The organism is Comamonas endophytica (genome assembly GCF_023634805.2).
Classification (GTDB): Bacteria; Pseudomonadota; Gammaproteobacteria; order Burkholderiales; family Burkholderiaceae_C; genus Comamonas; species Comamonas endophytica.
Map to the genome: position 1 here is coordinate 72,920 of NZ_CP106883.1, position 12,946 is coordinate 85,865.

The window sequence follows — 12,946 nt, forward strand, 5'->3', positions numbered from 1 at the left end:
ATGAATATCGGTGAAGCGGCGCAGGCTTCCGGGGTCTCTGCCAAGATGATCCGCTACTACGAATCGGTGGGCCTGACGCCTGCGGTGGCGCGCACGGAATCCGGCTATCGCGCCTACTCAGAGTCGGATGTGCACATGCTGCGCTTCATCGGGCGCGCCCGCGACCTAGGCTTCGCGGTTGCCGAGATCCACGACCTGCTGGGTTTGTGGCGCGACCGCTCGCGCAAGAGCGCTGATGTCAAGGAGGTGGCGCAACGGCACATCGCCGATCTGCAGCGTCGCATCGACCAGCTGCGGCAGATGGCCGATACCTTGCAAAGCTTGGTGAGCTGCTGCGCCGGCGATGACCGGCCGGACCGCCCGATCCTGGCCGACCTCGAAAAAATCGAAGACACATCCGCGTCAGCGCAAAGCAAGGGCCGGCGGCGCGCTTCGTTGGCGCACACCTGACAGGACGATGGCCCCTGCTTGCGGCATTAGCGCCTCGGTGCATACCACCCCTTCTCGCCTTCCGCTCAGCCGGCCAGGTATTCGTCCGTCGTGACGATGGTTACATCAGTGAAATCGTGAACGACGATGGCCTTGTAGCCAAAGTCCGAGGCAGCGCGCGTGGTGCGTTGATGCACATATGGCTCATTGCACCAACGATGATGACTTCCTCTAAGCCCTGGTCATCGAGGAACTTCTTCAGATCGGTTTTCAGGAAGGAGTTGGGGTAGTTTTTGGTGATGACCGCTTCGTCCGGCTGCAGCGTCACCTGCGCAATGAACTTCACACCTCAGATTGGCTGGAGTCAACTTGACCTTGTGAGGCTATAAAAGGGCGGTATGCCAACGATGGACAAACCTAGAACAGCAGTGAAATAGACCCTTAAACTTCGGACAAGATCTACATCGTCCCTGGCCAAGGAGGCAAGCGGGGCGTCCACACATCACCTGCACAAATGGACGCTGCCCCGTCCCTGTCCCTGTCCCTAAGGCTCCCCCAGGTACCGGGCAGCATCAGCGGCGTTTGCGCAGGTTACTTTGCAGTTCCCGCAGCCGGCTTGGCATTGCGAGCCAGAAACGCATCAAGCACTGCGATTTCCTTTTTTTGCGCCGAGATGATGTCTTTCGCCATCTTCAGCATTTGCGGATCTTTGCCATCGCGCAAGAGACTCTTGGCCATGTCGATCGCGCCTTGGTGGTGAATGCGCATCATCTGCGCGAAATCCACATCGGCATTGCCTGTCATCGGCACAGCGGCCATTTTCTCGTTGTTCTCCTTCATCATTGACTTCATGTTCATCTTTGCATCTGATGCTGAGTGATCCATTCCGTCTGCCTTAGAACCGGAGGATGGCCCTGCCTGGGCATGGAGCGCCAAAGGCGAAGCAACCGAGGCCACAAAAAGTGCTGCGACGACCGAGTGTTTCTGGATCAGGAATGTTTTTTTCATGGAGTTCTCCTGTGGTTCACGAGGCGCTCAGTGGGCCGATGTCATGGCGGCGCACTCATCGGCGCATTGGTAGCAAGCCTCGGCGCACGCCTTGCAATGCTGCGCGTCGTGCTTGGCGCATTCATCGCCACACGCCCTGCAGACCTTGGCGCACAGGGCGCAGATGGCCTGCGCATGTTCGCTCTTGCGGGCCATCGCGTTGGCGGCCAGGCTGCACATAGCCGCGCAATCCACATCAAGTGCGATGCAACGCGCCATCATCTTGACGTCAACTTCCTGAAGACAGGCGGCAAAGCATTGATTGCAGGCCGTGGCGCAAGCAATGCAGGCTTGAATACAGGTTTGGTTAGGTGTTTCGTTAAGCTCCATATGAAGCTCCTTAGGTAGTTGGAGGGTGCTGATTGAACAAAAATCCTGCGCTTTTGCGTTGCGAGGACAGGCCATCTTCTGTGCCTGCATGCGATATGCGCTGTAGGTAAGCACCGACGATTGACCACTCGACAGCGCGTTTTGTGCGGATAAAGTGTCGAGCATGACGCGGAGATTTCAGAGCCGTAATCGCGAGGTCGCTTTCAGGTCTAACATGGCTTCCAGACTTGATTCCTTGGCACAAAACGCCACCTGATAGTCCATATCGGGCATTCTCGATTCGGATCACTGCAACCTGTCGTAGGTTCGCAGTAGGTCTGCGGATAACCCCCCTGTTTACCTGTGTGAGCGTGGTGAGGTGCTGAAGGCTAAGGCTGCGATTCTGCGAGCCCTAATAGAGCTCGGGTCCGAGCACATCACCCTAACTAGCAAAGCTCAAGAAGGCCGACATTGCTACACGACCCCAACGGCTGAAAGCCGCGGTCTTCACTTGGCTTAAACGTTGAAGGCATCACTGTGGTTCGCAATGCCGTCGGCGCTGGCCCATCCCAGCACTGGGACCATAGCGCCTTGGATTGAAGACTCCGCGCCATCACATGACGCTGTGCTGCCTAGAAGGCCGGCCATCGCGCAGAACCAGGCCATATTGGGCTATGGACAAGGAAGTCGTCACCGCCCATGTCCAGCCTAGAAGCTCTTCACCGGGCTGGTGTCATGAAGCATGCGGCCGAGGGACTATGAAACGTGTCTAGCAGGCGCTACAAATGCTGGATGACGGCATAGGTTCATGCAGGCAGCAGAAACCGGTTCGAGCAGCGGTTGGGAAAGCAATTTGCCAAGACGGGGCGCGGCAGTGAGGTCTCAGAGAAATTGGACAGTGGCCGGAGCTATCCAGCGGTAGCCAGGCCAATGCCAGCGATCTCACAGCAAGGATTCAATGTGATCCGCTGCAATTCCAACTGAAGGCGATCAACCCGGGTAGTAGAGACGCTCACGCGTGTCGCGTTCGGCAGATGACTCGTTCAGCATTTCATTGATCACTTGCTCACGCGTCTTGCCAGGACCCGCCTCAGATGTGCGGAACGGGTAGTTGCTTTGGCCATACGACAGGCGCCCTTGCTGCATGGCAGCCTTGGTTTCCGCGATCACCTGCTCTCGCGTCTTCTCGCTCTTCCAGTGTTCCTGGTGAACGATTATTCCCTTTTCATTGTTGGCAGGATGCTCGTATGCTGCCGAAGCCATCCCTGGAAGGCCCAGAGCAACCACTGCGGTTGCGGCTGCGATGATGGAAGCAAGGGAGAGGCGTTGTTGGATCATGATTGAAGCTCCTAACGAAGGTGGATGAAACTTGCATCTCATGCCCTGGTGGGGCGTTGAGGTGATGTGTCCATCTTAGGAAGCGCAACCCAACAGAATCTGGACCACCCGATGACAATGTTGTCAGCTTGATGATTGAGAGCCCCGATGGGGAAACACCAGGGCAAAGCAGGTTCGCCCGTGGCCCGACGTCACCGTGACACGGCCACCGTGGGCTTGTGCGATAGCGCGTGTGATGGCCAGGCCCAGCCCGGAGCCATCGGAGTCGGGATGGGCCCTGGAAGCATCGGCTCGATAGAAGCGGTCGAACAGCCGGTGCAAGATCTTGGCATCGATGTCGGTACCAGTGTTCTCCACGGCCACTGTCGTCGCTTGTGCTGTACTGGTGATGTGAATAGTGATATCTCCAGCCTCGGGCGTGTAACGCACGGCATTGGACAGCAGGTTGCTCACTGCACGGCGAAACATCAGGCGATCGCCTTCAACCTCGCCATCGCCTTTCAACTGGAGTCGGATGCGCTTTTCCTCGGCTACGGCCTCATAAAAATCCAGCAGCGCTAGTGCGTCCTGGCGGGCGGAGAACAGCTCCTTATGCGGCAGATCCACGCCGCGCTCGGTCTTGGCAAGGAACAGCATGTCGGACACCATGCGCGCCAAACGCTGAAATTCCTCGGCATTGGAAGCCAGGATGTCGCGGTACGTCGCAGCATCGCGCTTGGTTACCAGCGCCACCTGTGTCTGCGTCAGCAGATTGCTGATGGGGGTGCGCAGCTCGTGTGCCAGGTCCGACGAGAATTCGGTCAGGCGCTGAAAGTCCTCCTGCAGGCGGTCCAGCATGCGATTGAGCTCCTGCGCCAGATCGGCCATTTCCACCGGAACAGCTTCCACTGGCATGCGCTCGGAAAGTTTCTGACCAGTGACCACCGCTGCGCGTGACTTCATTTCACGCAGAGGCGCGAGCCCGTGGCGTGCCGCGAGCCACGACAGCAGACTACACACGAGAATGGCTGCGACCACGTAGAACGCCAAACTGCTGCGCAGCCCATTGAGGAATTGGGTGTGGTGTTTGGTATCCGCTGCGATCAAAACCTGCAACGCCGATGCGGAGTAAGCCGGGGCAGTTCCAAAGCTCAAGGTGTGGAACTCGGTATCGTGGTGACGCCAGACCCCGAAAATGCTTTGCTCCTCGGTGCTAAGAGCAACGCCACTTTGCACATTGAGGTTGGATGCTGACGATTGAAAAACTGTCCTTCCCTGGGCGTCCTGCACCAGGACATGGAGGTCGTGGTGATAATTCAAAGCCTCGCTCAAGCGCAAGCTTGCGTCGTCCACTGCGCTTGCATTGCCAAGAATTTCCTCGATCAAATGCCGCTTTTCCTGCAGGGCCATCCGGTCCATCTCGACGAAGTGTTGATCAATTTCCACCAGAAAAAGACCTCCCAACCCAAGCACCACAGCCGCGGCCACCATGCTGAAGAAAAGGGTTAAGCGGCGGGTCAGCGAAAGCTTGCCCAAAGACAGTTTCGACTCCACCTATTCCTCCTCTGGCATATCCAGCACATAGCCCATGCCGCGCACGGTCTGGATAAGCTTGACCGGTTGGCCTTCATCAATTTTCACGCGCAGGCGGCGCATCGCCACTTCGATGACATTGGTGTCGCTGTCAAAGTTCATGTCCCACACCTGCGATGCGATCAGGGAGCGTGGCAGCACTTCACCGTGGCGGCGCATCAGCAGCTCCAGCAGGCCGAATTCCTTGGCCGTCAGATCGATACGCTTGCCATTGCGGGATACCCGGCGGCGCAGCAAGTCCAGCTCCAGATCGGCCACTCGCAACATAGTGCTTTCGTTGCCAGGGTGGCCGCGCCGCAGAATGATCCGCACCCTGGCCAGTAACTCGGCGAACGAGAACGGCTTGACAAGGTAGTCGTCGGCCCCGAGCTCCAGTCCCTTGACACGATCTTCCACTTGATCGCGGGCAGTCAGGAACAGGACGGGCATGCCCATCCCCCGGTCACGCAGGGATTGCAGCACTTGCCAGCCATTCAGGCCGGGCAGCATGACATCCAGGATCACCAAGTCATATTCGCCCTGCAAGGCCATATGCAGGCCATCCGCGCCGTTGGCCACTAGGTCGGAAATGTATCCGGCTTCTGTCAAACCCTGACGCAGGTACTCACCCGTTTTGGGTTCGTCTTCGACGATCAATATTTTCACGTATGCGCTCCGTTCAATGCTGGGTGAGAGTTTGCCAAGCCTGAGCGGTTCTGACATGTAGATAACAACAATGTAATTTTCAGAACATCTGAATGAAAGGGTGATCTCTTCAGAATCTCTCCATACCGTGAGACTGAAATTCTTCTAGAGGAGACCATGGCCACTTCCAACTACCTGCCGCCATTCAGGGCTGTGTTGCCTTCGACATTCGTGTTGTTTGTGGGGGTGGCTTTCGCCCAGGCTCCAGCAGACACCGAGGCGCCCAAGCCAGCGCCGCTGACGACGCTGCAGTATTCGTCCCCTATCGGGGCTTACCAAGCCTATGCGGATCAACCGGTGCAGTCTTGGCGCGGAGCCAATGATCGCGTGGGCCAGATTGGCGGCTGGCGCGCCTATGCCAAGGAAATCAAGATGAGTGATCCCGCGTCAGACAAAAACAGCCCCGCCAGCGACCCGCATTCTGGTCATCATGGAGGAGACAAGCCATGATTGGGTTGCGTGCCACCCATGCCAAACTGGCCCTGTCTGCACTCGGCTTGGCAGTGCTAGCCGGTTGTGCCAGCGTCAACCTGGATCAGAACATTCAACGCATCAACAACGAGGCTGGCAACTTTACCGGGGGCCAACTCGCATTGGCTCGTACCCAGGATGAACGCGGCCAGCGTGCACAAGCCGCTCAAGCCTTGCTGGCGCAGCCCCTGGAACAGAAAGATGCTGTCCAGTTGGCCTTGGTAAACAGCCCATCCCTGCAGACCCTTCTGGCGCAGGGTTGGGCCGAGTCGGCGAATGCCGCGCAGGTCGGGCGAATTGCCAACCCCATTTTCAGTTTTGAGCGCATGGTCGCGGGCGACGAGCTGGAGTTGGGGCGCGCTTTGTCCTTCGGCTTGTTGGATCTTTTAACTCTTCCAGCACGCCACGGCGTCGCTACCCGGCGCATTGAGCAAGCGCAACTGCGCCTGACCAGTGACGTGGTGGACCAGATCACCCGTGTGCGTCAGGGCTGGGTGCGGGCCGTTGCCGCGCAGCAAGCGCTCAAATACGCCAAACAGGTCTATGAAAGTGCGGAAGCAGGAGCGGAACTCGCCAAGCGCATGCAGGCGGCGGGCAACTTCAATCGGATTACACGTGCTCGCGAGCAAGTCTTCTACGCCGATGCCGCCACCCGGCTGAGCGCCGCGCAGCACCAGGCTACGGCCACCCGTGAAGAACTCGTGCGACTGATGGGACTGGATGAGGCGCAGGAACAAGCGCTTAAGCTGCCGGAGCGGCTGCCGGAGCTGCCCAAGAAGCCGCTGGATCCACAGACTGTCGCCTCGCAAGCGACCCAGGCGCGTCTGGACATCCGTCTGGCGCAATCCGCGTTGGATGGTGCAGCCAAGGCCCAGGGTCTGAACATGGCGACCAGTTTCACCGACATCGAATTGCAGGGGAGCCGCAATACCAGCTTTGATCGCGCAGAAGGCACACGTTCGACCGCACGCGGCTGGGAAATCGCAGTACGCCTACCCATTTTCGACTGGGGCGGGATGCAGCGAGACGCGATGAATGCCCAGACCCTGGCGGCGGCCAATCAGCTCGAAGCCACGGTACGCTCTGCCGGCTCCAGCCTGCGCGAAAGCTATTCAGCGTATCGCACGGCCTATGACGTGGCGCGTCACCACCGCGATGAAGTCATGCCGCTGCGCAAGGTGATCTCAGAGGAAAACCAGCTTCGCTACAACGGCATGCTGATCAGCGTCTTTGAGCTATTGGCCGACGCGCGCGATCAGATTAGCGCCGTCACGGCCGCCATTGATGCGCAACAGCAGTTCTGGCTGGCCGATGCCGCCATGCAGGCATCCGTAATCGGGCGCCCTATCAACACCACGTTGTCAGTCACGTCAGGCGCGCCCAGTGCGGGCGATGCGGGCCACTAAAGCAAAGATCCATGTCATGACATCCAGAAGAGATTTTTTTAAATACGCAGGCATCGCAGGCGGAGCAGTCGCGGCCAGCACGGTGAGCCGCGTGGCCATGGCGGCACTGCCCGAGCCGGTGATCCAAACCAGCCCGAATACCATGGCCCCCTTGGTGCCTAACTCGGGGCGGCCCTACAACCCGGTGGTCACCCTCAACGGCTGGACGCTGCCGTGGCGAATGAACCAGGGTGTCAAGGAGTTTCACCTGGTGGCCGAACCGGTGGTGCGCGAAATGGCACCTGGCTTCAAGGCCCATTTGTGGGGCTACAACGGCCAGAGCCCAGGTCCGACCATTGAAGTGGTCGAAGGCGACCGCGTGCGCATTTTCGTTACCAACAAGTTGCCCGAGCACACCAGCATCCACTGGCATGGGCAACGCCTGCCCAACGGCATGGATGGCGTGACCGGCCTCACACAGCCGGCCATCCCAACGGGCAAGACGTTTGTCTACGAGTTCGTCGCGCGTCGTCCCGGCACTTTCATGTACCACCCGCATGCCGACGAAATGGTGCAGATGGCCATGGGCATGATGGGCTTCTGGGTCACGCACCCTAAAGCCAAGCACCCCCTGATCGACGAAGTGCAGCGGGATTTCTGCTTCCTGCTCAGTGCGTATGACATCGAACCAGGGGCCGCGACACCCAAGGTCGCGGAAATGACGGACTTCAACCTGTGGACGTGGAACAGCCGTGTCTTTCCTGGCATCGATTCCTTGAATGTCCGGCTCAATGACAAGGTTCGCATTCGCATGGGCAATCTCACCATGACCAATCACCCGATGCACTTGCATGGACACGAGTTTGTGGTGACCGGCACCGACGGTGGCCCGACGCCCAAGAGCACGCGCTGGCATGAGGTAACCACCGACGTGGCCGTGGGCCAGATGCGTCAGATCGAGTTCGTGGCCGACGAGGAAGGAGATTGGGCCTTCCACTGCCACAAGAGCCACCACACCATGAACCCCATGGGCCACGACGTTCCCACTCTCATTGGCGTGGATCACAGCGGCCTAGCCAAGAAAGTCAACAAGCTCATTCCAGACTACATGGTCATGGGCGAACGCGGTATGTCTGACATGGTCGAGATGGAGATGCCAATCCCCGACAACACTATGCCCATGATGACCGGCCAGGGGCCGTTCGGATCGGTGGAGATGGGTGGAATGTTCAGCGTGCTCAAGGTGCGCAAGGACCAGCAGCCCGGCGTCTACAAAGACCCCGGATGGTTCAAGCATCCGGCAGGCACGGTCGCGCATGAATACACCGGCCCGATGACCGAGCCCGCGCGCTTTAGCGCAGAGGGCGGCCAGTCCATGCCGCGCCTTCGCAGGCCTGCAACTCCGACCGAAGTCAAGGTGCGTAAGCCTACATCGCATGGCGAGCATTGATTTTTTCTTCCATTTTCAACGAGAACCCATCCATGAAATTCAAACACTCCTCTATTTCCCAACTCATCGCCATGATTGCACTGGCCACATCGGGGACAGCCTTCGCTAGCGGCACCCATGCAGGTGGTCACGGTGACGGGGGAGAGACAGCCATTGGCAAACCCGGCGTCGCCGCCAAGGCCAGTCGCACCATCACCATCGAAATGAGCGACAACATGCGTTACACGCCGTCGAACATTCAGGTCAAACAGGGCGAAACCGTGCGCTTCATCGTCAAAAACGTCGGACAGGTCAAGCACGAACTCAGCCTGGGCACAGAGAAAGAACTGCTGGAGCACTTGGAACAGATGAAGAAGTTCCCGGAAATGGAGCACGACGAACCCAGCAAGGTGACGCTGCAGCCTGGCAAGCAGGGCGAAATCGTATGGCAGTTCACCAAGGCGGGAGGCGTGAACTTTGCCTGTCTGATGCCTGGTCACTACGAAGCCGGCATGAAGGGTGCCGTCCAAGTTGGCAAGAAGTAATACCCCATTGCAACGCGTCGAATCAGGAGTCCACTTCATGTCATCGTCAGCTTCTTATATGAACCCTCAGCGACGCAGATTGCTGCTGGGAACCGTGCTCCTTGGCTCGAGCGCGCTGCCCGCCCTTGCCGCGCCGCAATCCGTTGCCATTCAGGTCTGGAAAGACCCGAACTGCGGATGCTGCAAGGACTGGATAGTCCATCTGCAGCAAAACGGCTTTACCGCTAGCGTGATCGACCAGGGCAACGGCGCGATGCGCAGCCGGCTGGGCATGCCGCAAAAACACGGCTCGTGCCATACCGCTCTTGTGCAAGGCTATGTGATCGAGGGCCACGTGCCTGCTGCCGATATTCGGCGCTTGCTCAAGGAAAAACCCAAGGCACTCGGTTTAGCCGTGCCAGGGATGCCCATCGGATCGCCCGGGATGGACGGACCAGTTTATGGCGGTCAGCGCGATCCTTACAAAGTGCTGCTGATCCAGAAAGATGGCTCAGTGGAAGTTTTCAACTCGTACTCGTGAGTTCATCATGAACATAATCAAACAAATGCTTGCCATTTCCGCTGTAGCTTTGGGCCTAGCACTGCCTATGAGCAGCTTTGCTCAGCCAGCCATGGATCCGGCCAAGACAGAAGCGACTCAACCAACGTCCCTGACTGATGGCGAGATCAGGAAAGTTGATCTGGATAACGGTAAGGTCACCATCAAGCATGGCGACATCCAGCATCTGGATATGCCCGGCATGACCATGGTCTTTACTGCCAAGGACAAGAATTTATTGTCCAACGTGAAGCCTGGCGACAAAGTGAAGTTTATGGTTGTCACCGAGGAGGGGAAGATGATCGTCACCGATATCCAGCCCGCGCGCTGATCGTGCGCTCACCACGCACTGGCGCACCATCGAACATGACCGCTGCCACAGGCAATAGAAATGAAATCGGCAACGTGCTCAATTATTCATGGGACATGATTGGCGAACGGGTTTCCTAATCTGCAGAGGATGCTCACAGAACCCCACTTTTTGCTCCCTGCGCTCTGGCTACAGGTCCGCGTCATAGCCTTGGCTTCGGCCTGAAATCACGTCCAACCCCGCCGCCTTGCGCAGTGCAATGGGTGCATCCTTCGGCAGCGAAACGGCTCGGCCGCTTCTCACCAGGTCCTCTTTCGCTTGGCGCACGTCTAGCGGCAGCTTCTTCCAGGAGATCTCTGAAGCTTGGTCTAGACCGCTGTTTTGGACTTCCTGGCGCTCCAGCTTGGCCTTGTCATGCATGGCTCCGGTTTTGCGGTCTAGGCCAGCTTTGACGGCTCCTATCGACCGCTTTCCCTTTTCATTGCCCAACTTGCCATCTGCCGCCAAGCCCCGTACCTCACCCAGCTGGGACTGCGCGCCAGCCATGGTTTCGGCAGCCCGGCCCCGCTCCAAGGCAAGCTTTGCGTCGTCCGCACTGGTGGTTGGGTCGTTGCGCGCTTCCATGTCGCGCTCGCGGGCCAGAGTGGTCAAGCGATCCGCAGTGATCGCCGCATCCCTGGTTGCAATGGCCATCTGCTCCGCGAGCATCTTGCGGGCGGCTTCATCACCGCCCATGGCCGCCACATCGTTCCAGTCCGATCCCCGAGCGCCAGGCATGAATTGGGGCGCCATCACTCCCCCGCCATACTTCTGGGCCACCTCCATGGCCTTTTGCAGCCCCACATTGGGTTTGTTTTCTGCCTGCGCCTGGTGGTCATTGTCCGCAGCAATCAAGAGCAGCCTGCTGGGGTACTGCTCCCGCAAGCTCTTTGCCACTGCATCCAAATTGCCGGCGTCAAACGCCGCGATGACAGGAGCTCCCTCCAGCAGCCGCGAAACCGTGTCGGCCGTGGCATACCCCTCTGCAAGCACCAAAGGGGAATTTCCCGGCCCATCCGGGCCAGTGGCACAGAAAACGCCATGCTTTCGCCCGCCCTTCATGAAGCTCTTGAAGTGGGGATTCACGCTTTGCAGCGTCCACAGCTTGCCCCCGGCATCCCGCCCCGGGACCAGCAGGTCGCCTTCCTTGAAGACCCGGTTTGTGGGAGCTTCTTCACGCAGCTCCTTGGCTTCCGCGGGTGTCTTGGCGATCCTTATTCCGTGAGCCGCTGCTGCCGCTGAGATGGCCGCAGGCACCACGCGCAGGCCGGCTGGATTCTGGATGCCTTTGGCTTTGCAATAGGCGTTTTCTGCCGTTGCTGCAGGCGCTTCGTGCCACAACGCGGCGGCGGCGGCGGCGGTCGCCTGATGCTCTGCTGCGCGTTCTGCGGATCGCGCTTGCCGCTGCAAATCGGCCGCCGCCGCGAACCGGGCACGCTCCTCGGCCGAGACAGCATCTGTCTTTCCTTCAGGCTTCCAATGCACGATCTGGCCGGTCTTGTAGTTCTGGATAAAGCCGCCAGGCATGGCGTCGTGCCGGTGGAAGGCATATGCGCCACTGGTCGCGCCGGCCTTGTCATCCACCACCGGGACCCGATGGATCTTGCCGTCGGCCACCGGGTGGACCTTGTCATCGTGCGCGGCCTTGATGTCCAAGCCGGCGTCGCGCAGCGCTTTCAGGAACTGCTGTTCGATAGGTGCTGGTGGCGCGGCTTGGATCACGCCCGGCTTGTCGATGCTCCAGCGGGCAAGCCCCGACGTGGCCACATCGACCCCAGCCTTGGCGTACCAGGCCTTGGCCTCTTTATCCCATTTGGCCCCTTGCGCCTTGGCTTCTTCCTTCTCGGCATAGGGTACCGCCAGGTAGGTGCGGGATGGCATAGGCTTCTCCGGCTGTTCGTGCAAAACGGCACGGGACGGAGCCGCCGACGGCTGTGTCGCCGAATGTTCCGTTGTCTGCTCCAGGCGCTGCTCCTGCTCGAAGGCCATCACGAAACCGCTGATCCGCTCGGCGTCCGACGCAGCCCGGAAGATTTCACGCGGGTCTTCCTGCAAGGCCTTCACCCAGGAACCGACATAGGCAGCATGGCGGCTCGGGTCGTGCCCGAGATCGAGGCGTTCGCCCAGCATCAGGGAGGCGATCTCCGCGCGCAGCTCCTCGCGCGCGTAGCCCTCGGAACCAAAGGGATGGGTTAGTTCACGGTGGAGCCGGCTGGGATGTCCCGTCCAGTGCCCGAGCTCATGGAAGGCGGTCGCATAGTAGGCATCGACTGTTGGGAACTGGCCGCGCTCCGGCAAGTGGATGCTGTCAGTGCGGGGCCGGTAAAACGCCCGGTCGCCTTCCTCGTGGTGCAGCCGCGCGCCGCTGTTTTGCAAAATGCGCTCAGCTCTTTCGTGGCGCTCGTATTCTGCGGCCACTGGGCGGGCCTCTATCGACGGCAGCCCGTCTATCTGCTCCCCGTTGAACACTACGGCCGTAAACGAACGTGGCCGCTCCAGCTGCACGGTGACGGTTTGCTGCTTCCCGCGTTTGTCCAGCACAGGCCTGCCGTTCTCGTCCTGCAGCTTCCTTTCTTCATTGGTTTTCCAGTAGACAACATGCGCTCCCTTGGCGCCCTTTCTGACCTGTGCGCCCGCTGCGTTGGCTTGGTTGTAGGTCATCCACCGCGGGTCGCCATGGCCTTGCATGTGCAGCCACATGCTGTTCATGCCGCGGTAGGCCTGGCCGGTTGTGGGGTTGTAGGGCAAACGCAATTCGCCGGGCTTCCAGGGCTTTTGCCAAGGGGCAACGCCCTGCTGCAACTGCTCGATGATTCGGGCCGCCACCTGTTCTGCGTATTCCTGTTTCAT

At 59.3% G+C, this 12,946-nt stretch carries 14 protein-coding genes; 7 read left to right on the forward strand and 7 right to left on the reverse strand.

The window, feature by feature from the left end; genetic code table 11:
* Positions 1–450 carry a Cu(I)-responsive transcriptional regulator gene (cueR, locus tag M9799_RS20260; protein WP_231045103.1) on the forward strand — a complete coding sequence of 150 codons (450 nt, stop codon included), beginning with the start codon at positions 1–3 and terminating at the stop codon, positions 448–450.
* A 100-nt stretch (positions 451–550) separates the two neighbouring features.
* Here the strand turns inward: cueR and M9799_RS20265 are convergent, their stop codons facing one another.
* The 6 genes from M9799_RS20265 to M9799_RS20290 all read right to left on the reverse strand — a co-directional run bounded on the left by M9799_RS20265 (position 551) and on the right by M9799_RS20290 (position 5,340).
* Complete coding sequence (locus M9799_RS20265) at positions 551–775, reverse strand: isochorismatase family protein (protein WP_231045104.1); 225 nt, start codon at positions 773–775, stop codon at positions 551–553.
* A gap of 245 nt (positions 776–1,020) precedes the next feature.
* Positions 1,021–1,437, reverse strand: coding sequence for a DUF305 domain-containing protein (locus M9799_RS20270; RefSeq protein WP_231045105.1), 417 nt, complete (start codon positions 1,435–1,437; stop codon positions 1,021–1,023).
* 27 nt (positions 1,438–1,464) lie between these two features.
* Positions 1,465–1,806, reverse strand: coding sequence for a four-helix bundle copper-binding protein (locus M9799_RS20275; RefSeq protein WP_231045146.1), 342 nt, complete (start codon positions 1,804–1,806; stop codon positions 1,465–1,467).
* 969 nt (positions 1,807–2,775) lie between these two features.
* Entirely contained in the window at positions 2,776–3,123 is a 348-nt protein-coding gene (locus tag M9799_RS20280) for a DUF4148 domain-containing protein (protein ID WP_231045106.1), read from the reverse strand.
* 123 nt (positions 3,124–3,246) lie between these two features.
* Complete coding sequence (locus tag M9799_RS20285; protein WP_231045147.1) at positions 3,247–4,593, reverse strand: heavy metal sensor histidine kinase; 1,347 nt, start codon at positions 4,591–4,593, stop codon at positions 3,247–3,249.
* 63 nt (positions 4,594–4,656) lie between these two features.
* Entirely contained in the window at positions 4,657–5,340 is a 684-nt protein-coding gene (locus M9799_RS20290; RefSeq protein WP_231045107.1) for a heavy metal response regulator transcription factor, read from the reverse strand.
* Between the two features lie 156 nt (positions 5,341–5,496).
* Between M9799_RS20290 and M9799_RS20295 the strand changes: the two genes are divergently transcribed.
* From M9799_RS20295 to M9799_RS20320, 6 genes are read left to right on the forward strand one after another with little or no spacing between them, the layout of a single operon-like run.
* Positions 5,497–5,829, forward strand: a complete 333-nt coding sequence (locus tag M9799_RS20295) for a hypothetical protein (protein WP_231045108.1) — start codon at positions 5,497–5,499, stop codon at positions 5,827–5,829.
* Positions 5,826–7,256 (forward strand): TolC family protein, encoded by a 1,431-nt coding sequence (locus M9799_RS20300; protein ID WP_231045109.1) that lies wholly within the window; start codon positions 5,826–5,828, stop codon positions 7,254–7,256. The genes M9799_RS20295 and M9799_RS20300 overlap by 4 nt, the downstream gene beginning before the upstream one ends.
* Positions 7,257–7,272: 16 nt before the next feature.
* Positions 7,273–8,685 (forward strand): multicopper oxidase family protein, encoded by a 1,413-nt coding sequence (locus M9799_RS20305; protein ID WP_231045110.1) that lies wholly within the window; start codon positions 7,273–7,275, stop codon positions 8,683–8,685.
* 32 nt (positions 8,686–8,717) lie between these two features.
* Positions 8,718–9,209 (forward strand): cupredoxin domain-containing protein, encoded by a 492-nt coding sequence (locus M9799_RS20310; protein ID WP_231045111.1) that lies wholly within the window; start codon positions 8,718–8,720, stop codon positions 9,207–9,209.
* A 37-nt stretch (positions 9,210–9,246) separates the two neighbouring features.
* Positions 9,247–9,729, forward strand: a complete 483-nt coding sequence (locus tag M9799_RS20315; RefSeq protein WP_377009262.1) for a DUF411 domain-containing protein — start codon at positions 9,247–9,249, stop codon at positions 9,727–9,729.
* Between the two features lie 7 nt (positions 9,730–9,736).
* Positions 9,737–10,078, forward strand: coding sequence for a copper-binding protein (locus tag M9799_RS20320; RefSeq protein WP_231045112.1), 342 nt, complete (start codon positions 9,737–9,739; stop codon positions 10,076–10,078).
* Between the two features lie 168 nt (positions 10,079–10,246).
* On the opposite strand, the gene M9799_RS20325 is transcribed toward M9799_RS20320, so the two are convergent.
* Positions 10,247–12,946, reverse strand: coding sequence for a zincin-like metallopeptidase domain-containing protein (locus M9799_RS20325; protein WP_231045113.1), 2,700 nt, complete (start codon positions 12,944–12,946; stop codon positions 10,247–10,249).

Bases quoted from the DNA above. Each gene is read 5' to 3' on its own strand.
- cueR (WP_231045103.1), top strand. From the start codon at position 1: ATGAATATCGGTGAAGCGGCGCAGGCTTCCGGGGTCTCTGCCAAGATG.
- M9799_RS20270 (WP_231045105.1), bottom strand. From the start codon at position 1,437: ATGAAAAAAACATTCCTGATCCAGAAACACTCGGTCGTCGCAGCACTT.
- M9799_RS20275 (WP_231045146.1), bottom strand. From the start codon at position 1,806: ATGGAGCTTAACGAAACACCTAACCAAACCTGTATTCAAGCCTGCATT.
- M9799_RS20280 (WP_231045106.1), bottom strand. From the start codon at position 3,123: ATGATCCAACAACGCCTCTCCCTTGCTTCCATCATCGCAGCCGCAACC.
- M9799_RS20285 (WP_231045147.1), bottom strand. From the start codon at position 4,593: ATGGTGGCCGCGGCTGTGGTGCTTGGGTTGGGAGGTCTTTTTCTGGTG.
- M9799_RS20295 (WP_231045108.1), top strand. From the start codon at position 5,497: ATGGCCACTTCCAACTACCTGCCGCCATTCAGGGCTGTGTTGCCTTCG.
- M9799_RS20300 (WP_231045109.1), top strand. From the start codon at position 5,826: ATGATTGGGTTGCGTGCCACCCATGCCAAACTGGCCCTGTCTGCACTC.
- M9799_RS20305 (WP_231045110.1), top strand. From the start codon at position 7,273: ATGACATCCAGAAGAGATTTTTTTAAATACGCAGGCATCGCAGGCGGA.
- M9799_RS20310 (WP_231045111.1), top strand. From the start codon at position 8,718: ATGAAATTCAAACACTCCTCTATTTCCCAACTCATCGCCATGATTGCA.
- M9799_RS20315 (WP_377009262.1), top strand. From the start codon at position 9,247: ATGTCATCGTCAGCTTCTTATATGAACCCTCAGCGACGCAGATTGCTG.
- M9799_RS20320 (WP_231045112.1), top strand. From the start codon at position 9,737: ATGAACATAATCAAACAAATGCTTGCCATTTCCGCTGTAGCTTTGGGC.
- M9799_RS20325 (WP_231045113.1), bottom strand. From the start codon at position 12,946: ATGAAACAGGAATACGCAGAACAGGTGGCGGCCCGAATCATCGAGCAG.